Source organism: Aminobacter sp. Piv2-1 (assembly GCF_037625995.1).
Taxonomy (GTDB): Bacteria; Pseudomonadota; Alphaproteobacteria; order Rhizobiales; family Rhizobiaceae; genus Aminobacter.
In genome coordinates this window covers 140163-161689 of the sequence record NZ_JARKMU010000005.1, presented here as the reverse complement: position 1 = coordinate 161689, position 21527 = coordinate 140163, and the positions used below count along the sequence as shown (strand labels likewise).

Below are 21527 nucleotides of genomic sequence, written 5' to 3'. Positions count from 1 at the left end.
GTCGCCGCCCCGTGCAAAAGGTTCACTTCTTCTTGCCCGGCTGTTTGTAGTTGATGATGTCCTGCGCCCGCACCCAGCCCGGTGAGCCGCGCTGCAGCTTCTGCTGCGCGCGCATGGCGAAGATCTTGGCGTCCTGATAGGCGCCGCTGTAGTAGTGGCCGTCGGCGGTCGCAAGATCGGCGTCCGCCACGTCGCCGAGCATGCCGTAGGCCTGGGCCAGGTAGCGGTAGCCCGAGGCGTTCTCGCGATCGCGGTCGAGGCCCTTGCGGATTTCGGAGACCGCCTTCTTGAGCGCGTCGGGCGTGCCGATCGCGAGATAGGCCTGGCCGAGCTGGATGGGCAGGATGCCCGATTTGGCCGGATCGAGCTGGGCCGCGGTCGCATATGCTTCCGCTGCCGCAGCGGGTTTGTTCGACTTCATCAGGACGTCGCCGCGGAGCTCGTGGAAATAGGCGTTCTTGGGCTGCGACTTGATCAGCGCATCGGCCTTGGTCAGTGCCGAGCGCAGGTCGCCGAAGAGATAGGTCGCCTGGGCGTCGCCATAGCTGACGGCGAGGCTGTCCGAGCTGCCGCGCAGCAGCCGCGAGGCGGCCGCCTGGCCCTGGGTGTAGACCGCGATCTTGACCCGCATCATGTCGTGGCGCTGCTGCAGCGCGGCGGGATCTGCCTTGTCGAAATAGGGGCTTTCGCGCGCCAGCGTTTCGAGATTGGCGATGCGCTCGCGCGGCATCGGGTGGCTGACCCGGTAGGGGTCGACCCGCGCGCCGGACAGCGACAGCGCGCTCTGGAAGCGCTGGAAGGTCTTCAGCATGCCCTGGGCGGACTGGCCGGTGGCGTTGAGATAGGTGAGGGCCGAGCGGTCGGCGGTCGCTTCCTCGGAACGCTGGTAGCCGAGCAGGCTGCGCCGTGCCATCTCCGATCCGCCGGAGACGATGCCGGCGCCCGCGGCACCCAGGCCGCTGGTGTCGGTGGCAGCGCCTGCCACCATCGCGCCGGCGCCGAGCAGGGCGGCAACGATCGCCATGGTCTGGGCGCGTTCCAGCTGGTCGCGCAGGCGCTCCTGGTGGCCGCCGGCGATGTGGCCGGCCTCATGGGCGAGCACGCCGATGATCTCGTTCGGCGTCTCGGCCGTCATCAGCGCGCCGGTATTGATGAAGATGCGCCGGCCAGCGACGAAGGCATTGAATGCCGGGTCGTTGACGAGCACGATGTTGATGCCGGAATTGCCGAGACCGGCGGCCTTGAGCACGGGCCGCGCGTATTCGCGCACGAGCGCCTCGATCTCGGCGTCGCGGACGATCGGCACGCGTTGCGCCAGCGCAGCGCCCGTCGAAGTCAGCGCGAGTCCCGCCGCCAGCGCAAGGCCGGTGAAGGCGCGCGCCGTTGTTGCGAGGAAACGCGAAAGACTACCGTGGCTGTGCATTGCGGGAAACACTCGTAGACGAGCCCTCGGGCGATGAAAAGGCGGGTTCGAAAATCTCATCAACTTGTGATCCCCATACCAATCGGGCAATTGTGCGGCGCGTTGCCAGCGTGACGGCAAAGGAAGCGAACGAAGAAGATGGTTGTTGCTATATCACGGCGCGGCGAAGTCGAGCCATTCCATGCGATGGACATACTTGCCGAAGCCAACAGGCTCAAGGCGCTCGGCACGCCGGTGGTGTCGATGGCGGTGGGCCAGCCCTCCGACCCGGCGCCGCAAAGGGTGCGCGATGCGGCTGCTGCGGCGCTCAAGCTGGGACGCATCGGCTACACGGACGCGCTCGGGCTCGCCGGGCTGCGCCGGGCGATCGCGGCCCACTATGCCGATCACTACGGCGTCGAGGTGCCTGATTCGCGCATCGCGGTAACCACCGGCTCCTCGGCCGCCTTCAACCTTGCCTTCCTCGCCATGTTCGACGCCGGCGACAGGGTGGCGATCGCCGCGCCAGGATATCCGGCCTATCGCAACATCATGGGCGCGCTCGGCCTCGACGTGGTCGAGATCGAGCTGGACGGCGAAGCCTATCTCCACGCCGGACATCTGAGGCAGGCGCACGCCGAAAAACCCCTGAAGGGCGTGCTCTTCGCGAGCCCTGCCAATCCGACCGGGGCGGTGGTGCCGCCGGCCGAACTCAAGGCGCTCGTCGACACGGCGCGCGAACTCGGCATCGCGGTGATCTCCGACGAGATCTACCATCGGCTCGCCTATGGCGCGCCGGACGTGACCGCGCTCGCCTATGACCAGGACGTCACCGTCATCAACTCGTTCTCCAAATATTACTGCATGACCGGCTGGCGCATCGGCTGGATGGTGCTGCCCGAGCGGCTGGTGCGACCGGTGGAGCGCATCGCCCAGTCGCTCTACATCTCCGCGCCGGAGCTTTCGCAGGTGGCGGCCGTCGAGGCGTTCAATGCCACCGACGAACTGGAGGCGGTCAAGGCGCGCTATGCCTGGAACCGCGAACTCCTGGAGGTGCGGCTGCCGGCGCTGGGCTTCAGCTTCGCCGCGCCGATGGACGGCGCCTTCTATGCGTTCTGCGATGTCTCGCGGCTTACCAACGACAGCATGGAATTTGCGCGCCGCATGCTTTCAGAGGCGCATGTGGCGGCAACACCAGGGCGCGACTTCGACACGCTCGCCGGCCATCGCACCATGCGCTTCTCCTATGCCGGCAGCCACGACGAGATGGTCGAGGCGATGGACCGGCTCGAACGCTGGCTGCGGTGACCTCGAACGCTGGCTGCGCCAGTGGCTAGTTCGTGCTTGAGATTACTGCTGTGGAGTTGGTTCCAAACAACGGAGCAAGCAACGCCACCGCCAGGACGGACAATGCGATCATACCGATGAGGCCCAGTGAGGGCGACGTGCCGAGAAGGCTGACGGTTGCTATCCCGCCTGCGCGGGCGGCGACGATGTCGATGCTCGAGGCCATTCCCTTTGACTGCGGCGGTGCCAGTCGCAGCATCAGCACAGTCGTCGGCACATTGTTCAACGCCATCCCAGCGCCAAGGATAGTCGCCCCGGCAAACAGCGTGATGGTGGCAGGGTTCAGCAAAAACAAGGCGATCGCAATGAAGTCCAGCGCGACACCGAGTACAAGGTAGGCAAGCAGGTGCCGGTCGTCGTTCAGCTTGCGAACGACGCCGCTTCCGGCCGCAAAGGCGAGCCAGAGCGCGGAAAGCGCGGTACCCAGATCAAGATGAGAAATGCCGATGTCCACCGCCTGCAGCGGCACCACATACAGAAAATAGGTGGTGAGGCCATAAACGCAGAAGACATGGGCGGCCAGCATCCAGAAGGCGGTGCTTCGCGGCAGTTTCCTGGGCTCGTGTTCTCGCGTCGTTCGGGGCAGCCAACGTGTGCAAACCAGGGCGGAAAGGGCAATTCCGGGAATCGCCAAGGAGGCAGCACGCCAGCCGAATGAATCCGACAGCATGGTGAAGGTCAGGGGGGCTGCGGCGGCGACAAGGCCGCTGATGATGGCCCAACTGGAAAGGATATTGCTGTCTGTGCTCTTGGAGCCCGCTATCAGCAGGACTGGTACCATCGGCGAGAAGAGTCCTCCGCCAGCCCCTTGCAGCAGGCGCGCGACGAGCAGCATGCCGAGCGTCGTCGCGAAGAAGAAGCCTACGCCCCCCAGTATGAAAAGGGTCATACCAAGCACAAAGACGAGCCGGGCGCTGAACCGGTCGCCGATCCATCCCCCGGCGAGGATAGCGATCGCAACGACGGCGCTATAGACGGAATAGATCCAGACGGCCCGGTCGGGATCGGTGCCGGACGAGGCGGCAAAACTTGCGAGAATGACCGAAAACCCCGATATCTCGACGATGTAAGCGGCGTTTCCAAGTATCGGGGATGCAAGCGCAAGTCGCGGGCGCAGTGCAGCCGGATGCGTCTGATGGGTTTCGCCAGATAGCGTCATTTTCGCTTGCGGGAGCGTTTTGCGTAATCGCCCGTGACGCGCTTTTCGCCGACCCGTTCGACGATGGTCTTGTGATAGTCGTCCCAATCGCTGTCGAGGAATTGCTCCAACCCGCCAACAACCTCAACGGCCGTCTTGCCGACCAGATCGGCGGTCGACCTGTGAACGGGTTGCACCATGAACAACGGGTAGTCGACCTTGAAGTCGACGGGCACGTCTGTCTTGGTAAGTCTGATGTTGGTGAAGAGGGGACCAAACCACCGGTCCGTTTCGATGATGCCTTCAAAACCCTGGAAATTCTGCGTTCTCGGTAGGTTCGCGGGAGGCCTCACCAAGAGGCTCCAGTCTTCAGAGGTTCTGGCTGCGAGCCCACTCCAAATCTGAACGACACCCGGATGGCTTACCGCGCCCAGAAACTGTGGAGAAAATCCCCGGACCCTCTCCGGACTGAGCTTGTCGAAAAGCATGCGGAAGTTCGGGAACTGGGCACCGTCGAGATTGTACCAGGCGTCGGCACCCTTGAACGTCCAGCGGGTGGTGGCGCCGTCCCACACAAGACTGAAATCGATGGGCGGGAAAATGTACCAGCCGACAGACGAAGCCAAACGCATCGGTTCGCAATAGCGAAAAGCCCGCATCGGCATGGTTCCGCCAGCGGAATGATCTCCGGCCACGGGCGTGGGGGCCGAGGGGACCATGCGGTAGAATTTGATCGAGAAGTTGCCCGGAACGCTATCGGCCATTGGCTGAACGGAGATTGCCAAGAAATGTCCAAGCGTGACGGGATATCCCATCACGCTTGTTGCTGACTATTGATGCTCAAGCAACCAGTACGCTGCGGCTGCTGGCGGCATCGGCATCGCTAGTTGGGCTGAAACAACGGGGATTTGTTGGCGATGATCACGCGGCCATCGTCGGCAATCGCATGGCAGCTTTCCAGCGCACTGCCGAACAGCGGACTCTTGTTGGCGATTTGAACGTCGCCGGTGTCCCTGATCGACGCCGGGACTTCATACGCTGTCGGGAAAAGGGGGCTCTTGTTGGCGATCTGTACTTTTGAACTGTCAGCTATGTCGAATGTCATTTTGGTCCCTCCCAAGAAAAGAAGAAAAAAATGCAACTCGCATGTTTCCTTCATTGTAATGGAAAGTCAATTGTTGCGAGGTCATTGGGATCGGATAGATGATGCATTCATATATGCATAATAGACTATGGTTCTTGGCTCGGCGGAGAGGCAACAGTCGTCTCGGCGGTTGTGTTTAGCGGGTTGTCTGCAGCATGGGCGGGCCGCAGAACTTCTGGCCCATCCTGATGGAAGCCGGCCAGGTGCATCTTCGGACGGCAATCTCGTAATGTCGAAGCAGGCGATCGCCTGTTCCTCGCAAGTGACAACCAGCAGCCGGCCGCTGGCGTCGATGTCCAGTCCCTTCGGACCTCCCTCCTGCGGGTTGTTGCGCCCCTTCAGAAAGGTCTCCTGGCTCATCGCGACGAGCGAAAGGCTGCTGTTTCGCTCGCCGCTCCAATTGCCGTCCTTGGCATGATAGACAAGGACGTGCGGGCTGCCGGCATCGGCAACGAACAGGCGCCTGCCGTCGGGCGAAAAGCGCAGGCCGTGCGGATAGCTGACGCCGTGGAGGGTGCCGACGGCGGTCGCGTACCGGCCGAGCGCGCTGCGATTGTCGAAAATGAGGACGGTGTGGGTGTTGTGATTGCTGACGGCGGTCCACGCCTTGTCCGGGCTGAGGGCGATGCCGTCGGGTATGTCGAGCCCGCGGTCGAGCAGGATCTTGTTGCGAACCGAGGTGCGGGCGAGCCCGACGACATGTCGGGTGATGCGATGCCTGTAGTTGTTGCAGACAAGGATATTGCATGTCTCCGCGTCGGCCCGGGTCACGCAGACCGAACCGGGAGAATGGATGCGTCGCCACGGATTTGCGCGGTCATTCGGAATGGCGAAAGCTCGATCGTTCGCTCCACTCCGGTTCGCTCGGGAAGCCGAAATAGGCTCACGAAGCCGCGCCGGTTGGCAACGACCAGCGTCTGCTCGTCGATGAAGTCGAAGCCATGCGGCTCGCTCAATGCCGCCGATTCGAACTGCAGGTAGTCATTGATCCGAAGGGTCGCGGTTGCGGCCGTGCGAATTATTTCGACGTCCAGGAGCAGGCACGTGCTCTTGCCGAAGCCGGCGATGGCCAGGCGCCGGTTGCTCGGCGAAAAACGAATGTCCTCGGTTCGTCCGAGCCTGGCGAGCACCGATTCCGCGGGGCCCTCGATGACGAGCGGAACTCAAACAGTGAATCTGTCGATCATTGACCCCCCAATGCTTGCCTGCTCTCGACCCGCGATTCCGGCAGGCGCCAAGCCGCGCAACAGCTCTCACGTTGCGGCACAAGTCGCGAAAGCGCGGAGGTGGGGTTGGGAATGCTCCACTGAGCAGATGGCTCCCCGGGCCGGATTCGAACCAGCGACCAACCGGTTAACAGCCGGTTGCTCTACCACTGAGCTACCGGGGAAGAGCGCTCTCGTGTGAACGAGGCGGCGTATAGCAAACGGTTTTGCGATTTGCAAAGCGGTAATCTGGTTTTTTTGGAAGTTTTTCACTGCCGCCTTTCTGGTATTTGCCGACAGGCGCTCTCATATGACGCGTTCCGGCGGCTGGAGCGGCCGAGCGCGGCCTTCGGGCGCAGCACGTTTGCCGGCAACGAGGTGCGATGAAGCAGGATCAACATCCGAAACGGAAGATCTCGGTCATGGGGCGCGAATTCGCCATGCCGCAGTCGCGCGGCGTGCGCATCGCGCTCGGCGTGGCGTTGTGCATCTTCGGCCTGCTTGGCTTCCTGCCGGTGCTCGGCTTCTGGATGATTCCGCTCGGGCTGCTCATCCTGTCGCACGAATTCCACGTCGTGCGCCGCGTGCGCCGTCGCCTAATCATATGGTGGGAGCGCCGCCGGCGCTCGGGCAACTGAGCGAAGACCATGTTGCCGCCCGGGGGGCGTCGTGGAGGCGGACGACTGCAAAAGGCTTGAGAAAGAGTCTTCCCCCGCTTGACGCAAGAATCCTGGCAACCTATTGGAGCCGTGTAGACGCCCGAAGCGGCGAGGCCTCGTGGCGGAGTGGTTACGCAGAGGACTGCAAATCCTTGCACCCCGGTTCGATTCCGGGCGAGGCCTCCAGCTTCCTCGGCACCGCCGCCGGGGTTCCCATTTCGGGCGCATTGGCATTGCGCATCTCGCGCCGAAGGCGGGCCGGTTAAGACATGAACGCTGATTTTTCCGAACTTCGCGTGAAGATGGTGGACGGCCAGGTGCGCACCACTGACGTCACCGATGCCCGCATCCTGTCGGCCATGCTGGCGGTGCCGCGCGAGGCGTTCGTCGACAACGGCCTGCGCCAGTTCGCCTATATCGACGAGGACCTGCGCTACGCCTCGACCGGCGACGGCGGCGAACCGCGCTACCTGATGGAGCCGTCTCCCTTCGCCAAGCTCGCCCAGCTCGCCGAGGTGCAGGCGGGCGACTTCGTGCTCGATGTCGGCTGCGCTACCGGCTACTCGTCGGCGGTGCTGTCGCGTCTGGCCAGCTCGGTCGTGGCGCTCGAGGTCGATCCGGCGCTTGCCGCCAAGGCTACTTCGACGCTTGCCTCGCTCGGCTACGACAATGTCGTCGTCGTGTCCGGCCCGCTCCAGGACGGCTATCCGTCGGAGGCTCCCTACGACGTCATCTTCGTCGGCGGCAGCGCCGAGCAGGTGCCCGATGCGCTGCTGTCCCAGCTCAAGGAGGGCGGCCGCCTGGTCGTGGTCGAGGGACATGGCAATGCCGGCGTGGCGCGTCTCTTCGTCAAGGCGGCCGGCACCGTGACGGCCCGCCGGGCCTTCAATGCGGCAGTTAAGCCACTGCCGGGCTTCAATCGTACACGCGAATTTGAGTTCTGACCGGCTTTTTCTTGCGGTGTACAGCGCGTCGTGATGATCTAAGAACCGGACGGGTGTGCCTGATTCTTGACTGCTTTTGTTGGGAATGGGCACGTTGAGCCGGTTTTCCGTGAGGGCTTCAGCCAGCCTTCCGGCAGATCGCCGCAGAATGAATGAGGGACGCGTAGTGTCGTTATTCCGCAAGAGCTTGTTGGCCATGGCCTTGGTTTCCGCCACGGCACTGTCGCCGTTGTCGGCTTCGGCCGAAACAATCCTCGGTGCCTTGTCCAAGGCCTATCAGAACAATTCGCAGCTCAATTCGGCGCGTGCCGGCGTGCGCGTCACCGACGAGAACGTCGCCATCGCCAAGTCGGGCTGGCGCCCGACGGTGAACGGCTCGGCCGGCATCGATTATTCGACCACCAGGCGCAACGCCACGACGAACCTGACGACGGGTTCGTTCGGCGTCGAGATCCGCCAGTCGCTGTTCGACGGTTTCCAGACCAAGAACAACGTCGCGGCGGCCGAGGCGCGCGTGCGCGCCTCGAACGAAAGCCTGCGCAACACCGAGCAGAACATCCTGTTCAACGCGGCGAGCGCCTACATGGACGTCATCCGCGACCGCCAGGTGGCCGCCCTGACCGAGCGCAACCTGCAGTTCCTGACCGAGCAGGCGCGCGCCGCGCGTTCGCGCTTCGACGTGGGCGAGGGCACCCGCACCGACGTGGCCCAGGCCGACGCTTCGCGTTCGGCCGCGCTGGCGCAACTGAGCGCGGCGCGGGCGCAGGCGCTGTCGAGCGCCGCCATCTACCGCCAGATCGTCGGCGACGAGCCGAAGAACCTGAAGGCGACCTCTCCGCTCGGCAAGCTCCTGCCCAAGAGCCTCGAATCCGCAGGTGCGCTGGCGGCCGAAGCGCACCCGGCGATCCTCGCCACCGAATACCTGGTCGACGCGGCGGGCTTCTCCGTGAAGTCGGCCGAGGGCGCGCTGCTGCCGCAGGTGTCGGCTTCGGCGGGCGTGTCGCAGATCTATCGTGACAGCGCCCCGAACAGCGCATCGTCTCCGGACGGCTGGTCGACGTCGGCCAGCATCGGCGCGACGCTGACGGTGCCGATCTACCAGGGCGGCCGCGCTTCGGCGCAGGTGCGCCAGTCCAAGGAATCGCTCGGCCAGGCCCGCATCGAGGTCGATGTCAGCCGCGACCAGGTGCGTGCGGCCGTCACCTCGGCCTGGACGCAGTACACTGCGGCGCGCGAGAGCGTGTCGGCAAACCGCGAGCTGGTGTCGGCGGCGCAGCTGGCGCTCAACGGCGTCATCGAGGAGCGCAATGTCGGCCAGCGCACGACGCTTGACGTGCTCAACGCCCAGGCCGACGTCATCAGCGCGCAGATCAACCTGGCGACGTCGGAGCGCGACGTGGTGGTGGCGAGCTACGCCATCCTTTCGGCCACGGGGCGCCTGTCGGTCGAAAGGCTCGGCCTGCAGGTGACCAAGTACGATCCGAAGGAGCACTACAACGCCGTCAAGGACAAGTGGATCGGCCTGCGGACGCCCGACGGCCGCTGATACGGCCGCACAGGCAAGAAATTCTCGAACGGGCGCGCGCTCTGCCAGAGCGGGCGCCCGTCGTCGTTTCCGGCCAGCGGCAACGGATCGTTAATCTGTTGAAATCGCCGCGGCCGGCCGAAAGGGGATTCTCGAAGGGGAATCGGTGGGTTACGCTGAAAGCCTGATTCGAAGCCCGTTTCGGCGGGCGGGAATGTAACCGGTCACAAAGGCGGCGGATGTGACGATGGCCCAGCCCAGCACTGTTCAACGCGAGCCCTCGATGGAGGAGATTCTCGCCTCCATCCGCAGGATCATCGAAGACAACGACACCGGAAAGCGCCCGACGATCGACTTCGAGCAGGCGAAGCCGGAGCCGGAGGATGTGCGTGGCGAGCGCAACGTCATCGAGGTCGAGGCCTTCAGGGCCGAACTCCAGGCTGCCAGGCCGACGCCCGAGGTGAAGGCGGAGGTTGCTCCGCCCGCCAAGCCCGCGGTGCAGGACGCTCGCGTTGGTTGGCCGTCCGCCGAGCCGGTGAAGCCGGCCGCGACCGACACCAGCGTCCCCAGGATCGAGGCGGCCGCGCCGGCGCGGCCGGTCGCGGCGAGCTGGTCGCCTACGCCGACCCGGGCCGTCGAGCAGATGGAGCAGCTGGCCGGCCCGCCGCCTGTCGCGCCGGCCTCGACCGGCAAGCTTGTCGAGCAGCCGGCCGCGCCGGAGCAGACGGCGGCGAAGCCGGCACTGATCTCGGATGTGGCGGGACGTCAGGTTTCGGCCGCCTTCGGCGAGCTCAACGGCGCCTACGCCGCACGCAGCCGCATGTCCTTCGACGAGATCGCGGCCGAGATGATGCGGCCGATGCTGCAGGACTGGCTCGACAACAACCTGCCCACGCTGGTGGAGAAGCTGGTGCGCGAGGAGATCGAGCGCATCGCGCGCGGCGCGCAGTGATTTTTTGGGACGCAGATCATGAAAGCGCCGCCTTCGGGCGGCGTTTTCGTTTCAGCACCATACCCGTGGCGCAGTTGACTTGACCGCACCCATCCGGTTTACACCGGACAGAAAATCCGGACCGAACGGAACCAATTCCGATGCTTGAGAAGACCTACGACGCCAAGACCGTCGAGCCCAAGATTGCCAAGACGTGGGAAGAGGCGGACGCCTTCCGGGCGGGCGCCGGCGCCGCCGAAGGCGCCGAGCCCTTCACCATCGTGATCCCCCCGCCGAACGTGACCGGTTCGCTGCACATGGGGCATGCGCTCAACAACACGTTGCAGGACATCCTCGTCCGCTTCGAGCGCATGCGCGGCAAGAACGTGCTCTGGCAGCCCGGCATGGACCATGCCGGCATCGCCACGCAGATGGTGGTCGAGCGCAAGCTGATGGAAAAGCAGATCCATCGCCGTGATCTGACGCGTGAGCAGTTCGTCGAGAAAGTCTGGGAGTGGAAGGACGAATCCGGCGGCATGATCTTCAACCAGCTCAAGCGGCTGGGCGCCTCCTGCGACTGGTCGCGCGAGCGCTTCACCATGGACGAGGGCCTGTCCAAGGCGGTCATCGAGGTCTTCGTCACGCTGCACAAGCAGGGCCTGATCTACAAGGACAAGCGCCTTGTGAACTGGGATCCCAAGCTTTTGACCGCGATCTCCGACCTCGAGGTCGAGCAGCACGAGGTCAACGGCAACCTCTGGCACTTCCGCTACCCGGTCGAGGGCAAAGTCTACGATCCCGAGGATGCGAGCACCTTCATCACGGTTGCGACCACGCGTCCCGAGACGATGCTAGGCGACAGCGGGGTTGCCGTGCATCCCGAGGACGAGCGCTACAAGGCGCTGGTCGGCAAGAACGTCATCCTACCGATCGTCGGCCGCAAGATCCCGGTCGTCGCCGACGAGTATTCCGATCCCGAGAAGGGCACGGGCGCGGTGAAGATCACCCCGGCGCACGACTTCAATGACTTCGAAGTCGGCAAGCGCCACGACCTGGCGCAGATCAACGTCCTGACGGTCGAGGCCAAGATCAACATCGTCGACAACGAGGATTTCCTCGCCGGCGCGGACCGCACCGAAATGCGCGAGGGCGTCTGGGCACAATTGCAGGGCCTGGACCGCTTCGAGGCGCGCAGGCTGATCGTCAGGATCATGGAGGAGGGCGGTTTCCTCGACAAGATCGAGCCGCACAAGCACATGGTGCCGCATGGCGACCGCGGCGGCGTGCCGATCGAGCCCTTCCTGACCGACCAATGGTACGTCAATGCTGCCGAGATGGCCAAGCCGGCGATCAAGAGCGTGCGCGAGGGCCGCACGAACTTCGTGCCCAAGAACTGGGAGAAGACCTATTTCGACTGGATGGAGAACATCCAGCCCTGGTGCGTGTCGCGCCAGCTGTGGTGGGGCCATCAGATTCCGGCCTGGTATGGTCCCGACGGTCAGGTCTTCGTCGAGCGCACCGAGGAAGAGGCGCTGGATGTCGCCGTCCAGCACTATCTCGCGCTCGAGGGCCCTTGGAAGGCCTGGGTCGAGGAGCAGCTCGAGAATTTCGAGCCGGGCAAGATCCTGACCCGCGACGAGGATGTGCTCGATACCTGGTTCTCGTCGGCACTGTGGCCGTTCTCGACGCTCGGCTGGCCCGACAAGACGCCAGAGCTCGACACCTATTACCAGACCGACGTGCTGGTGACCGGCTTCGACATCATCTTCTTCTGGGTCGCCCGCATGATGATGATGGGCCTGCACTTCATGGACGAGGAGCCGTTCCACACCGTCTACGTGCATGCGCTCGTTCGCGACAAGAACGGCCAGAAGATGTCGAAGTCGAAGGGCAACGTCATCGACCCGCTCGAACTGATCGACGAATACGGTGCCGACGCGCTGCGCTTCACGCTCGCCATCATGGCCGCGCAGGGCCGCGACGTGAAGCTCGACCCGGCGCGCATCGCCGGCTACCGCAACTTCGGCACCAAGCTGTGGAACGCGACACGCTTCGCCGAGATGAACGGGGTCAAGCGCAACGACGACTTCTGGCTCAACGATGCCAAGCTGACCGTCAACCGCTGGATCCTGACGGAGCTGACCCGCGCCACGCGCGAGATCGCCGCGGGCATCGGTTCCTACCGCTTCAACGAGGCGGCGGGCGCCGCCTACCGCTTCGTCTGGAACACCTTCTGCGACTGGTATCTCGAGCTGCTGAAGCCGATCTTCATGGGCGAGGACGAGGCCGCCAAGGCCGAGACCCAGGCGGTTGCGGCCTTCGTGCTCGACGAGATCTACAAGCTGCTGCATCCGATGATGCCGTTCATGACGGAAGAACTCTGGGCGCATACGGCGGGCGAGGGCAGGGAGCGGCCGTCGCTGCTGTGCCATGCCGCGTGGCCGTCGCCCGACTTCGAGGACGCCGAGGCCGCGGCCGAGATCAACTGGCTGGTCGACCTCGTTTCCGGCATCCGCTCGGTGCGCTCCGAGATGAACGTGCCGGTGGCGGCGATCGCCCCGCTGGTCTTCGTTGGTGCCAATGCCGAGACGCTGGAGCGCCTGAAGCGGCACCAGTCGGCGATCGCCCGGCTGGCGCGCGTCGGCGAGATCACCCAGGCGGATGCCGCACCCAAGGGGTCGGCCCAGATCGTCGCCGGCGAGGCGACTGCCTGCCTGCCGCTCGGCGCGCTCATCGACCTGACGGCCGAGGCGGCGCGTCTGCAGAAGGAACTCGCCAAGACGACCGAGGAGATTGCCCGGCTGCACAAGAAGCTGTCGAACGAAAAGTTCGTGGCCGGTGCTCCCGAGGAGATCGTCGCCGCCGAGCGCGAGAAGCTGGAGGACTACCGGCTGACCCAGCAGAAGCTCGACACGGCGCTTGCCCGGGTGCGCGAAGCCAGTTGACGATTCGACGTCACGGCCTGCTGCAGCCTCAGGCTGCGGCAGGCCCGCAGCTGCCAGTAAAAGCGGCATGCCGCGGCGGAATTGTGGTCGATGTAACCATTTTCCGCCCGATTGTTGCCATAATGTAACAATCAGCCGAAACACCCCAAAAATTGCAATTTCCGGAAGAACGCGGGCGGAAATTCCTGGAATTTCTTGCCCGACCAAATGCGGAATCGTCGAAATTGACGTTTCCGTAAGGGGAAGGCTTGGCGCGTCGGCCGGCACGCAAGGCCGACCCGTCGGCGTTGGTAAAAAATCAAGGTTGCCCGACGACAATGAAGCCGTTCAATTCGGCTCACGAGCTTTTCGGGAGAGGACAACCATGACCAACCTTCGTCTCAAGACGCTGCTGGGGGCAACGGCGCTGACGATGCTTGCCGCAGGCGCGGCGCAGGCCGGCGGCTTTTCGCGCGGCACGGCCGATACGGACATTCTCTTCGAGGAAGGGAACTTCAACCTGCGGACGGGGGCGACAATTGTCGTGCCGAGGCGTGGCTATGACACCATCACAAGTCCATTGCTCGGCGGAACGGTCAAGGGTACCGATGGCAAGTACTCCGAGACTTACGTCGTTCCCAGCGCGGCCGTAAAGTTCAACCTGACCGACGATCTGCGCTGCGCAGGCACCTATACCCAGAGCTTCGGGGGAGGTGCCACCTACGGCCCTCAGGCCATCACCGCCGGTCTGGCGGACGGCACGGGCACCATGTCGGAAGAGTTCGTGACGAACGAATTCGGAGCGACCTGCGGCTATAAGGTTGACCTTGGCAAGGGCAGGGCCTGGCTTCTGGGTGGCGCCTTCGTTCAAGACTTTTCATATGAGCAGGTCGTACGTTTCGCACCGGGAGTTCCAGGCTTCCCCGCGGGTGGAACCGGTACTCTGACTTTCGATGATAGCTACCGCCCAGGCTATCGCATCGGCGCCGCCTACGACATTCCCGAAATCGCATTGCGTGCCCAGGTCATGTATCGATCGCAAATCGAGCACACTCCGGGAGACGGCACGGGCAACAGCTTTGTGGTCCGAGACGCGGCGGGCAACACACTTGTGACCTTGCCAACCAACGGCGTTGGTACGCTCCCGCAGTCGGTGGAAATGAAGCTTCAGAGCGGCATCGCACCGGGCTGGCTGGCGTTTGGGTCCGTGAAGTGGACAGACTGGAGCGTGCTGGACAAACTCTCCTACAACATCGTTGGTCTGCCCGGTAATCCGCGCGTTCTGGAGTACTATTGGAAAGACGGCTGGACGATTTCCGCCGGCATCGGGCACGCATTTACCGAGAACATCTCGGGACTTGTCGGATTGATGTGGGACCAGGGCGTTTCGACTACGGAGGACGCCCACACAGACACCTATACGATGTTCACCGGCGTGTCCCTGAAGGACAAGGTGGGTGGCGAATTGCGCCTCGGAGGCGCGATTACATACATGACGTCCGGTTCGGTAGCCGCCGATCCTTCACCAACGACTCCGGGGCCGGGCAATACCTTCGCATATACGGTCGATGGCGACTTCACCTATGCCCTGTCCGCCTCCTACAAGGTCAAGTGGTAACCACCACCGCCTCCGCACAAAGCCGGGCCTCGCGCCCGGCTTTTTTGTTGACCGCCGGGCGTTTGCCCTTCGGAAACCATGTGTGGCTCACGGGCCACGGAATGTGACGATTCCGCAACACTTCTTCTCCATGCTTTCGGCTATGCGGATGGGGGAGGGCAATTGCCCATTTCCCGCCATAAACCCGGCGCACCCCGATGAGGTCTTCGGACCGCGGCGGACCGTGGCGGGGACGCTGAGCAGAGCCGCAATGGTGCGGCAGGGACGAAAATGGACGCCAGGGCGATCTTTACGGCCAAGCAGTCGGTCAGCCACCTCGCGGTGGTGCGGCTGCCGTTGCGCCGGCTTCCCTGCCGCCTGCCGTCGCCAATCCGGCGGGGTTCTGGAGCCACCGCATCCGGTCTGCTGCAACGGACGGGCGCCTGCTTGGGGCGCCGTCGCACGCGTGGCCCGGTCCGCGCCGTACATGGCCGTACTTTGGCCGAAAATTCAGGGCATCTTCGTTCGGGTGACGTCTCGGACCGCGCGCGCCTCGGTGCAGCAACGCGATCCGGGGCCGAGCTAGCGGAGAGGGCGAGTGACTGGAAGCCGTTTTCTGCCGGCCGCGGGCCGGAGGGAGCGACATGGAATTGTACCCAATCCGTCGCGGCGAACCGCAACGGTGCGGTGGCCCACCGCGGTGGGGTGAAAGAAATGCACGGCCATGCGGGTCTCTGAGTTGGTTAGGATATCTGCGTATTCTGCGCTCGTCGCCGCCGCCCTTCTCGGCGCGGCCGGCAATGCGCTGGCCTTCGACGACAAGGTCTTCGACGACAAGACCGGGGTGAAGCCGCAGTCCAACCCGTGGGCCGTCTTCCAGTTCGGTTACTCCGCCTACAAGAACGGCCACAAGGACCAGGCCGTCGAGGCCTATCGCTACGCGGCCGAAAACGGCCAGATCGGCGCCACCTGGAAGCTCGCGCGCATGTATGCCGAGGGCGACGGCGTCGCCCAGGACGACTACGAGGCCTTCAAGTTCTTCAGCGAGATCGCCGAGCAGGATGTCGAACCCGGCTCGCCCGAGGAGAGCTATGTCTCCGACGCGCTGGTGGCGCTGGGCGGCTACATGAAGGCAGGCATTCCCGGCAGCCCGGTGGCCGCCGACCCGGTCGCGGCGCAGGAGTATTACATGCGCGCCGCCGCCAACTACCGCAATCCGAACGCCCAGTTCGAGATGGGCAAGATGTTCCTGAACGGGGACGGCGGCGTCAAGGCGTCCGTCCGGCAGGCCGGGCGGTGGCTGCAGCTGGCCGCCGAAAAGGGCCATGCCGGCGCCCAGGCGACGCTCGGCAACCTGCTCTTCCAGAGTGGCAAGGTGGTGCGAGGCCTCGCCATGATGACGGCTGCGCTGGAGCGTGCGACCCCTGTCGACCAGCCCTGGATCAGGGGCATGCAGGAGGAGGCCTTCGCGCTCGCCGACGAGTCCGACCGCCGCACGGCGATTTCGCTCGCAGAGGACATCCTCAAGAAGGGCAACCAGTAGGCGCCTCGTCGAGGCCGGCTTGCGGCCGGCCCCCGGCCGGAGCACGAGGCCTGCGCGCCGGCGCTGACTTCCAGACGATCGGTTCGGTTCGAAATGGCTCGCCCGCAGGCGAGCCAAGTGGTCGTCTCAAGCCGCCGCCAGGTCGAGATGGATGGCCACGGGCACGTGGTCGGACGGCTTTTCCCACGCGCGCACGTGCTTTTCGACCGATGCCGAGCCGAACCGGTTCGCAGCCTCGGGCGACAGCAGCAGATGATCGATGCGGATACCGTTGTTCTTCTGCCAGGCGCCGGCCTGATAGTCCCAGAAGGTGTAGACGTCCGGCCTGTCGGTCACGGCACGGACGGCCTCGGTGAAGCCGAGGTTCTTCAGCCGGCGGAAGGCCTGGCGCGTTTCCGGCTGGAACAGGGCGTCGCCCAGCCATTGTTCCGGAAAACGGGCGTCGACAGCCTCCGGGATGACGTTGTAATCGCCGGCGAGCACGAGTGCTTCCTCCAGCGCCAGCCGCTCGGTCGCCCATTTCTCCAGACGTGCCATCCAAGACAACTTGTAGGGGAACTTCTCCGAGCCGACCGGATTGCCGTTGGGCAAGTACAGCGAGACGACGCGCAGCGCGCCCCTGTCGGTCGAGAAGACACCTTCGATAAAGCGCGACTGTTCGTCCGAATCATCTCCGGGCAGGCCGCGATTGACTTCGTCGAAGCGGAGCTTCGAAAGTATTGCGACGCCGTTGAAGCCCTTCTGGCCATGCGTTTCGACATTGTAGCCGAGCGCTTGAACTTCCAGTCGCGGGAACTGTTCATCCACCGACTTGATTTCTTGCAGGCAGACGATGTCCGGATCGCTCTCCTTGAGCCAATGCAGCAAGTTGTCGATACGGGCTCTGACACCGTTGATATTCCAGGTTACGATCTTCATGAAAATCACGCGATTATTTCAAATAATTCTTGATAGCCGTTGAGGCCGTTCCAGACGATCCTGCATCATCCTTCGGAGGAAGGGAACCGGTTTCCTTTGGCATATTGGGACCGGTTGGCAAAAGGGGAACAAATGCCATGTCAATCAGTCCACATCCTGTGGACGAGGTGCTGCCCGCGCCTCGTCTTGCTGCGCTCGGAATCCAGCATGTGCTGGTCATGTATGCCGGCGCAATCGCCGTGCCGCTCATCATCGGGCGCGCACTCAAGCTCGACCCTGAGCAGGTCGCCTTCCTGATCTCCGCCGATCTGTTCGTCTGCGGCATCGTCACGATCATCCAGTCGCTCGGCGCGACCCAGTGGTTCGGCATCAAGCTGCCGGTCATGATGGGCGTGACCTTCGCCGCCGTCGGCCCGATGGTGGCCATGGCCAACGCCAACCAGGGTCCCGACGGCGCCCGCATGATCTTCGGCGCCATCATCGGCGCAGGCATCGTCTCGCTGCTGATCGCGCCGCTGGTCAGCCGCATGCTGCGCTTCTTCCCGCCGGTGGTGACGGGAACGATCATCGTCGTGATCGGCGCGTCGCTGATGCGCATCGGCATCAACTGGATCTTCGGCACCCCCGTCGGTCCGACCGCGCCGCGTATCGTGGCGCCCGAGCATGCCGCATGGCTGAAGTCGGTGACCGAGATGGCCGCCGCCACCGGCTCGACGATACCGCCGATACCCGACAAGCTGGCGCTTGCGGCAACGGTGTCGAACGTCGCCTACGCTCCACCCACCAACATCCTGATCTCGGCCATCGTGCTGGTGTCGATCCTGGCCATCGCCAAGTTCGGCAAGGGCTTCTTGGCCAACATCGCGGTCCTGCTCGGCATCGTCATCGGCGGCGTCATCACCGCGGCGCTGGGCATGATGAGCTTCGACAAGGTGGCGTCCGCCGGCTGGTTCGAGATCGTCACGCCGCTGCGCTTCGGCATGCCGATCTTCGATCCGATCCTCATCGTCACCATGGTGCTGGTGATGATCGTCGTCATGATCGAATCCACCGGCATGTTCCTGGCGCTCGGCGACATGACCGGCAAGAAGGTGACGCAGCCGATGCTTTCGGCCGGCCTGCGCACCGACGGCCTCGGCACGCTCATCGGCGGCCTGTTCAACACCTTCCCGTACACGAGCTTCTCGCAGAATGTCGGCCTGGTGGGCGTCACCGGCGTGAAGAGCCGCTTCGTCTGCATCGCCGGCGGCGTGATCCTGATCTTCCTCGGCGTGGTGCCGAAGATGGGCGCGCTCGTCGAGGCCCTGCCGACCTTCGTTCTCGGCGGTGCGGGACTGGTGATGTTCGGCATGGTGGCCGCGACCGGCATCCGCATCCTGGCGAATGTCGACTTCAAGACCAACCGCAACAACCTGTTCGTCGTCGCGGTGTCGGTCGGCTTCGGCATGATCCCGCTCATCGCGCCCGACTTCAAGATGTGGCTGCCGCGTGGCATCTATCCGCTGATCGAGTCGGGCATTCTGCTGGCGTCGGTATCGGCAGTCCTGCTCAATGCCTTCTTCAACGGCACCAAGGTGAACGAGGAGGAGATTCGCGAGGCGGCGATGGCCTCGGAAGCGTGATCGAGCCCAAATCAAACTGGGAAAGGCCGCCGCAGGGCGGCCTTTTTCATTTGGCGCGGCGCGGGCGTCAGTCCGGCTTGCGCTCGACCAGGCCGATCGTGTTGCCGGCGGGATCCTTCAGGAAGGCCATCCACTCGCTTTCGCCGGCCGGGCCGAAGACGCCCTCTGTATCGCGGTGCATCAGTGCGGGTGCTGCGGTGAAGGCGATGCCATCGTCGGCTGCCTTCCGGTGGAAGGCAGCGAGATCTTCGATGTCGAGATAGACGGTGCCTTGCGGCACCCCGCCGGTGAAGAACAGGCGCGCGCCGCCGACGACGATGAAGGCGATGCCCGGCGGATCGTAGCGGGCGTGTACGGGCAGGCCAAGCACGTCGAGCCAGAAGCCGAGCGTGGCGTCGATGTCCCGGCCGGCCGAGAGCGCAACCTGGCGGAGCGCCCTGGGACGAGCCATCTCAGTCCCCCCTGTGTGAGAGAGGCTGACCGTATTCGGCGAGTATTCGTGCGACGGCTTCACCGACCTGTGGTGCTTGCTGGAGCGTAGACCGGTGATCGACCCAATCGCATGCGTTGTAGAGGTCACCCAACCAGACAGGGAAGTTGTACGCCTCCTCGATGGGCTGGACCATTTGGCAGACAGTGAACGGAGGCGTCAGGCTTACGCAGTATTCCTGAAGCCTGCGCAGGAACAGATTTCGTACGCTCTCTTCGGCTTCCGCAGAGTTCTTGTCGAAATCGGGAAAGTGTTGCTGCACTAAGGCGGCCAGGCGCGTGGCTGCCATCTCGACGTCTGTCGCGCGCCTTGGATTAGAGCGACGCAATTCGTCGAAGGCCATGTCTTCTGTGTAGGGCGCGACCGAACTGTGATTATTCGCCCATCCAATGATCTCGGCATTGGAAACGATTTCCATCTCGCGTGCCACGAGAACCGCTGTCGGAACCTCGTAGCCTTCGAGAATGGACATCAAACGGAGAAGCTGGTGCCGCAGCCGCAGCCGGCGACCGCGTTGGGGTTCTTGATCTGGAAAGACTGGCCCATCAGGTCGTCGACGAAGTCGACCACCGAGCCGCCCATGTAGACGAGCGACAGGTCGTCGATCAGCAGCGTCGCTCCATCCTTCTCGATGGCGATGTCGTCGGCGTTGGCGCTTTCGACGAGATCGAACTTGTAGGAGAAGCCCGAGCAGCCGCCGCCCTCGACCGAGATGCGCAGCGCCGTCTTGCCCGGCTCGCCGGCGACGATCTTGGCGATCCGCCTGGCTGCGGCGTCGGTCATCTCGACTTTCATTGCGGTCTTGGCATCTGCGCCCATTGGCGTCACCTTGCGTTCGGTTTCCCATGATAGGTATGAAGCGACCTGAGGCAAGTCAACTGGTGGGGAGCATGGACGGCGAGCGGCAACTTGGCGACATCGGCTTCGGCTATCGCCCGCGGGCAGCCTATGCCTGCGATCCGGCGCGCTCGCGCGGGCGCTTCGTCGACGAGGTCGAGAGCCCGACGCGGACGCCGTTTCAGCGCGACCGCGACCGCATCATCCATTCGACGGCCTTCCGCCGCCTCAAGCACAAGACCCAGGTGTTCGTCGCGCATGAGGGCGACCATTTCCGCACCCGGCTGACCCACACAATCGAGGTGGCGCAGATCGCGCGTGCGCTGGCCCGTGCGCTGCGCTGCGACGAGGACCTGGCCGAGGCGATCGCGCTGGTGCACGACTTCGGCCATACGCCCTTTGGCCACACCGGCGAGGACGCGCTGAACGCGAAAATGGCCGCCTGGGGCGGCTTCGACCACAACGCCCAGTCGCTGCGGGTGGTGACCAAGCTCGAGCGGCGCTATGCCGAGTTCGACGGCCTCAACCTGACCTGGGAGACGCTGGAAGGGCTGGTCAAGCACAACGGGCCGCTGACCGACGCCGCCGGCAAGGGGCTGAAGGGTCCGGTGCCGCAGGCGATCCTCGATTATTGCGAGCTTCACGACCTCGAGCTCGACCGCTTCGCCAGCCTCGAGGCCCAGTGCGCGGCGATCGCCGACGACATCGCCTACAACACCCATGACATCGACGACGGGCTGAGGGCCGGGCTGCTGACGCTGGACATGCTGGACGAGGTGGCGCTGCCGGCGAAGATCCTCGCCGGCGTGCGCGAACGCTATCCGGCGCTCGACGCGGTGCGCACCGGGCACGAATTGATGCGCCGGCAGATCACCATCTTCGTCGAGGACGTGATTTCGACGGCGGCAGCCAGGATCGAGCGCCTGAAGCCGGCAAGCGCCGACGAGGTGAGGGCGGCCGGCGAGGCGATGGTGACGTTCTCGGCCGAGATGACGGTGCTGGAGAAGGAGCTCAAGGCCTTCCTCTACCGCAACATGTACCGTCACCCCGAGGTGATGCGGGTACGGGCCAATGCCGACCGCATCGTGCGCGAGCTGTTCGACGCTTATTTCGCCGACCCACGCGCCATGCCCGAGGGCTGGCGCGAAGGGTTAGACCGCTGCGAGGAACGGGTCAAGGCGAGGGCGGTGGCCGACTTCCTGGCGGGCATGACCGACACCTATGCGGTCAAGGAGCACCGACGCTTGTTTGACCACACGCCCGATTTGGTTTAGGCCGGGCGCAATTTTCCGGCATTCTTG

20 protein-coding genes and 2 tRNA genes are annotated in these 21527 nt (G+C 64.2%); 11 read left to right on the top strand and 11 right to left on the bottom strand.

From position 1 onward, the window contains the following. Positions 1–22 precede the first annotated feature (22 nt). Positions 23–1423, bottom strand: a complete 1401-nt coding sequence (locus AmiPiv_RS11050) for a M48 family metalloprotease (RefSeq protein ID WP_340037477.1) — start codon at positions 1421–1423, stop codon at positions 23–25. A 138-nt stretch (positions 1424–1561) separates the two neighbouring features. Between AmiPiv_RS11050 and AmiPiv_RS11045 the strand changes: the two genes are divergently transcribed. Further along, positions 1562–2710, top strand: coding sequence for a pyridoxal phosphate-dependent aminotransferase (locus AmiPiv_RS11045; RefSeq protein ID WP_340037475.1), 1149 nt, complete (start codon positions 1562–1564; stop codon positions 2708–2710). A 25-nt stretch (positions 2711–2735) separates the two neighbouring features. Here AmiPiv_RS11045 and AmiPiv_RS11040 read toward each other — a convergent pair whose 3' ends face one another. The 6 genes from AmiPiv_RS11040 to AmiPiv_RS11015 form a co-directional block, all read right to left on the bottom strand. Further along, positions 2736–3908: an MFS transporter gene (locus tag AmiPiv_RS11040; protein WP_340037474.1), complete on the bottom strand. Its 1173-nt coding sequence runs from the start codon at positions 3906–3908 to the stop codon at positions 2736–2738. Then, positions 3905–4702 (bottom strand): DUF6065 family protein, encoded by a 798-nt coding sequence (locus tag AmiPiv_RS11035; RefSeq protein ID WP_340037473.1) that lies wholly within the window; start codon positions 4700–4702, stop codon positions 3905–3907. Before AmiPiv_RS11035 ends, AmiPiv_RS11040 begins: the two co-directional genes overlap by 4 nt. 68 nt (positions 4703–4770) lie before the next feature. Continuing rightward, positions 4771–4992, bottom strand: coding sequence for a hypothetical protein (locus tag AmiPiv_RS11030; RefSeq protein ID WP_340037472.1), 222 nt, complete (start codon positions 4990–4992; stop codon positions 4771–4773). A gap of 81 nt (positions 4993–5073) precedes the next feature. Continuing rightward, a complete protein-coding gene (locus AmiPiv_RS11025) occupies positions 5074–5802 on the bottom strand; it encodes a YncE family protein (protein WP_340037471.1) in 729 nt (242 codons plus the stop codon). After that, positions 5799–6161 (bottom strand): hypothetical protein, encoded by a 363-nt coding sequence (locus AmiPiv_RS11020; RefSeq protein ID WP_340037470.1) that lies wholly within the window; start codon positions 6159–6161, stop codon positions 5799–5801. The genes AmiPiv_RS11025 and AmiPiv_RS11020 overlap by 4 nt, the downstream gene beginning before the upstream one ends. A 185-nt stretch (positions 6162–6346) precedes the next feature. Beyond that, a tRNA-Asn gene (locus AmiPiv_RS11015) sits at positions 6347–6421 on the bottom strand. 198 nt (positions 6422–6619) lie between these two features. Here AmiPiv_RS11015 and AmiPiv_RS11010 point away from each other — a divergent pair. The 8 genes from AmiPiv_RS11010 to AmiPiv_RS10975 all read left to right on the top strand — a co-directional run bounded on the left by AmiPiv_RS11010 (position 6620) and on the right by AmiPiv_RS10975 (position 16359). Continuing rightward, on the top strand, positions 6620–6874 hold the full coding sequence (locus AmiPiv_RS11010; protein WP_340037469.1) for a PGPGW domain-containing protein: 255 nt from the start codon (positions 6620–6622) through the stop codon (positions 6872–6874). 133 nt (positions 6875–7007) lie between these two features. Beyond that, a tRNA-Cys gene (locus tag AmiPiv_RS11005) sits at positions 7008–7081 on the top strand. An 83-nt stretch (positions 7082–7164) separates the two neighbouring features. Continuing rightward, the gene (locus AmiPiv_RS11000; RefSeq protein WP_340037468.1) at positions 7165–7839 is read left to right on the top strand and encodes a protein-L-isoaspartate O-methyltransferase family protein; all 675 of its coding nucleotides are present in this window, start codon (positions 7165–7167) and stop codon (positions 7837–7839) included. 196 nt (positions 7840–8035) lie between these two features. After that, positions 8036–9385, top strand: coding sequence for a TolC family outer membrane protein (locus tag AmiPiv_RS10995; RefSeq protein ID WP_340037467.1), 1350 nt, complete (start codon positions 8036–8038; stop codon positions 9383–9385). A gap of 226 nt (positions 9386–9611) precedes the next feature. Beyond that, a complete protein-coding gene (locus tag AmiPiv_RS10990) occupies positions 9612–10316 on the top strand; it encodes a PopZ family protein (protein WP_340037466.1) in 705 nt (234 codons plus the stop codon). Positions 10317–10456: 140 nt separating this feature from the next. Continuing rightward, positions 10457–13240: a valine--tRNA ligase gene (locus tag AmiPiv_RS10985; protein WP_340037465.1), complete on the top strand. Its 2784-nt coding sequence runs from the start codon at positions 10457–10459 to the stop codon at positions 13238–13240. 364 nt (positions 13241–13604) lie between these two features. Further along, a complete protein-coding gene (locus AmiPiv_RS10980) occupies positions 13605–14837 on the top strand; it encodes an OmpP1/FadL family transporter (RefSeq protein WP_340037464.1) in 1233 nt (410 codons plus the stop codon). Positions 14838–15540: 703 nt separating this feature from the next. Further along, positions 15541–16359 carry a tetratricopeptide repeat protein gene (locus AmiPiv_RS10975; protein WP_340037463.1) on the top strand — a complete coding sequence of 273 codons (819 nt, stop codon included), beginning with the start codon at positions 15541–15543 and terminating at the stop codon, positions 16357–16359. Positions 16360–16485: 126 nt separating this feature from the next. Here the strand turns inward: AmiPiv_RS10975 and xth are convergent, their stop codons facing one another. Further along, the gene (gene xth / locus AmiPiv_RS10970) at positions 16486–17277 is read right to left on the bottom strand and encodes an exodeoxyribonuclease III (protein WP_340037461.1); all 792 of its coding nucleotides are present in this window, start codon (positions 17275–17277) and stop codon (positions 16486–16488) included. Between the two features lie 137 nt (positions 17278–17414). On the opposite strand from xth, the gene AmiPiv_RS10965 reads away from it, so the two are divergent. Continuing rightward, positions 17415–18899 carry a nucleobase:cation symporter-2 family protein gene (locus AmiPiv_RS10965; protein WP_340037460.1) on the top strand — a complete coding sequence of 495 codons (1485 nt, stop codon included), beginning with the start codon at positions 17415–17417 and terminating at the stop codon, positions 18897–18899. Between the two features lie 67 nt (positions 18900–18966). Here the strand turns inward: AmiPiv_RS10965 and AmiPiv_RS10960 are convergent, their stop codons facing one another. The 3 genes from AmiPiv_RS10960 to erpA are packed head-to-tail and all read right to left on the bottom strand — an operon-like array spanning position 18967 to position 20208. Then, the gene (locus tag AmiPiv_RS10960) at positions 18967–19350 is read right to left on the bottom strand and encodes a VOC family protein (protein WP_340037459.1); all 384 of its coding nucleotides are present in this window, start codon (positions 19348–19350) and stop codon (positions 18967–18969) included. A gap of 1 nt (position 19351) precedes the next feature. Beyond that, the gene (locus AmiPiv_RS10955) at positions 19352–19861 is read right to left on the bottom strand and encodes a hypothetical protein (protein WP_340037458.1); all 510 of its coding nucleotides are present in this window, start codon (positions 19859–19861) and stop codon (positions 19352–19354) included. Continuing rightward, complete coding sequence (gene erpA, locus AmiPiv_RS10950) at positions 19861–20208, bottom strand: iron-sulfur cluster insertion protein ErpA (protein ID WP_340037457.1); 348 nt, start codon at positions 20206–20208, stop codon at positions 19861–19863. The genes AmiPiv_RS10955 and erpA overlap by 1 nt, the downstream gene beginning before the upstream one ends. A gap of 71 nt (positions 20209–20279) precedes the next feature. Here erpA and AmiPiv_RS10945 point away from each other — a divergent pair, with 71 nt between their 5' ends. Next, positions 20280–21500 carry a deoxyguanosinetriphosphate triphosphohydrolase gene (locus AmiPiv_RS10945; RefSeq protein ID WP_340037455.1) on the top strand — a complete coding sequence of 407 codons (1221 nt, stop codon included), beginning with the start codon at positions 20280–20282 and terminating at the stop codon, positions 21498–21500. Positions 21501–21527 lie beyond the last annotated feature (27 nt).

Coding starts and splice junctions, on each gene's coding strand:
- AmiPiv_RS10975 (WP_340037463.1), top strand. CDS start 15,541: ATGCGGGTCTCTGAGTTGGTTAGGATATCTGCGTATTCTGCGCTCGTC.
- AmiPiv_RS11010 (WP_340037469.1), top strand. CDS start 6,620: ATGAAGCAGGATCAACATCCGAAACGGAAGATCTCGGTCATGGGGCGC.
- AmiPiv_RS10960 (WP_340037459.1), bottom strand. CDS start 19,350: ATGGCTCGTCCCAGGGCGCTCCGCCAGGTTGCGCTCTCGGCCGGCCGG.
- AmiPiv_RS11030 (WP_340037472.1), bottom strand. CDS start 4,992: ATGACATTCGACATAGCTGACAGTTCAAAAGTACAGATCGCCAACAAG.
- AmiPiv_RS10990 (WP_340037466.1), top strand. CDS start 9,612: ATGGCCCAGCCCAGCACTGTTCAACGCGAGCCCTCGATGGAGGAGATT.
- xth (WP_340037461.1), bottom strand. CDS start 17,277: ATGAAGATCGTAACCTGGAATATCAACGGTGTCAGAGCCCGTATCGAC.
- AmiPiv_RS10980 (WP_340037464.1), top strand. CDS start 13,605: ATGACCAACCTTCGTCTCAAGACGCTGCTGGGGGCAACGGCGCTGACG.
- AmiPiv_RS10945 (WP_340037455.1), top strand. CDS start 20,280: ATGGACGGCGAGCGGCAACTTGGCGACATCGGCTTCGGCTATCGCCCG.
- AmiPiv_RS10985 (WP_340037465.1), top strand. CDS start 10,457: ATGCTTGAGAAGACCTACGACGCCAAGACCGTCGAGCCCAAGATTGCC.
- AmiPiv_RS11050 (WP_340037477.1), bottom strand. CDS start 1,423: ATGCACAGCCACGGTAGTCTTTCGCGTTTCCTCGCAACAACGGCGCGC.
- AmiPiv_RS10965 (WP_340037460.1), top strand. CDS start 17,415: ATGTCAATCAGTCCACATCCTGTGGACGAGGTGCTGCCCGCGCCTCGT.
- AmiPiv_RS11045 (WP_340037475.1), top strand. CDS start 1,562: ATGGTTGTTGCTATATCACGGCGCGGCGAAGTCGAGCCATTCCATGCG.
- AmiPiv_RS10995 (WP_340037467.1), top strand. CDS start 8,036: ATGGCCTTGGTTTCCGCCACGGCACTGTCGCCGTTGTCGGCTTCGGCC.
- AmiPiv_RS11035 (WP_340037473.1), bottom strand. CDS start 4,702: ATGGGATATCCCGTCACGCTTGGACATTTCTTGGCAATCTCCGTTCAG.
- AmiPiv_RS11000 (WP_340037468.1), top strand. CDS start 7,165: ATGAACGCTGATTTTTCCGAACTTCGCGTGAAGATGGTGGACGGCCAG.
- AmiPiv_RS10955 (WP_340037458.1), bottom strand. CDS start 19,861: ATGTCCATTCTCGAAGGCTACGAGGTTCCGACAGCGGTTCTCGTGGCA.
- erpA (WP_340037457.1), bottom strand. CDS start 20,208: ATGGGCGCAGATGCCAAGACCGCAATGAAAGTCGAGATGACCGACGCC.
- AmiPiv_RS11040 (WP_340037474.1), bottom strand. CDS start 3,908: ATGACGCTATCTGGCGAAACCCATCAGACGCATCCGGCTGCACTGCGC.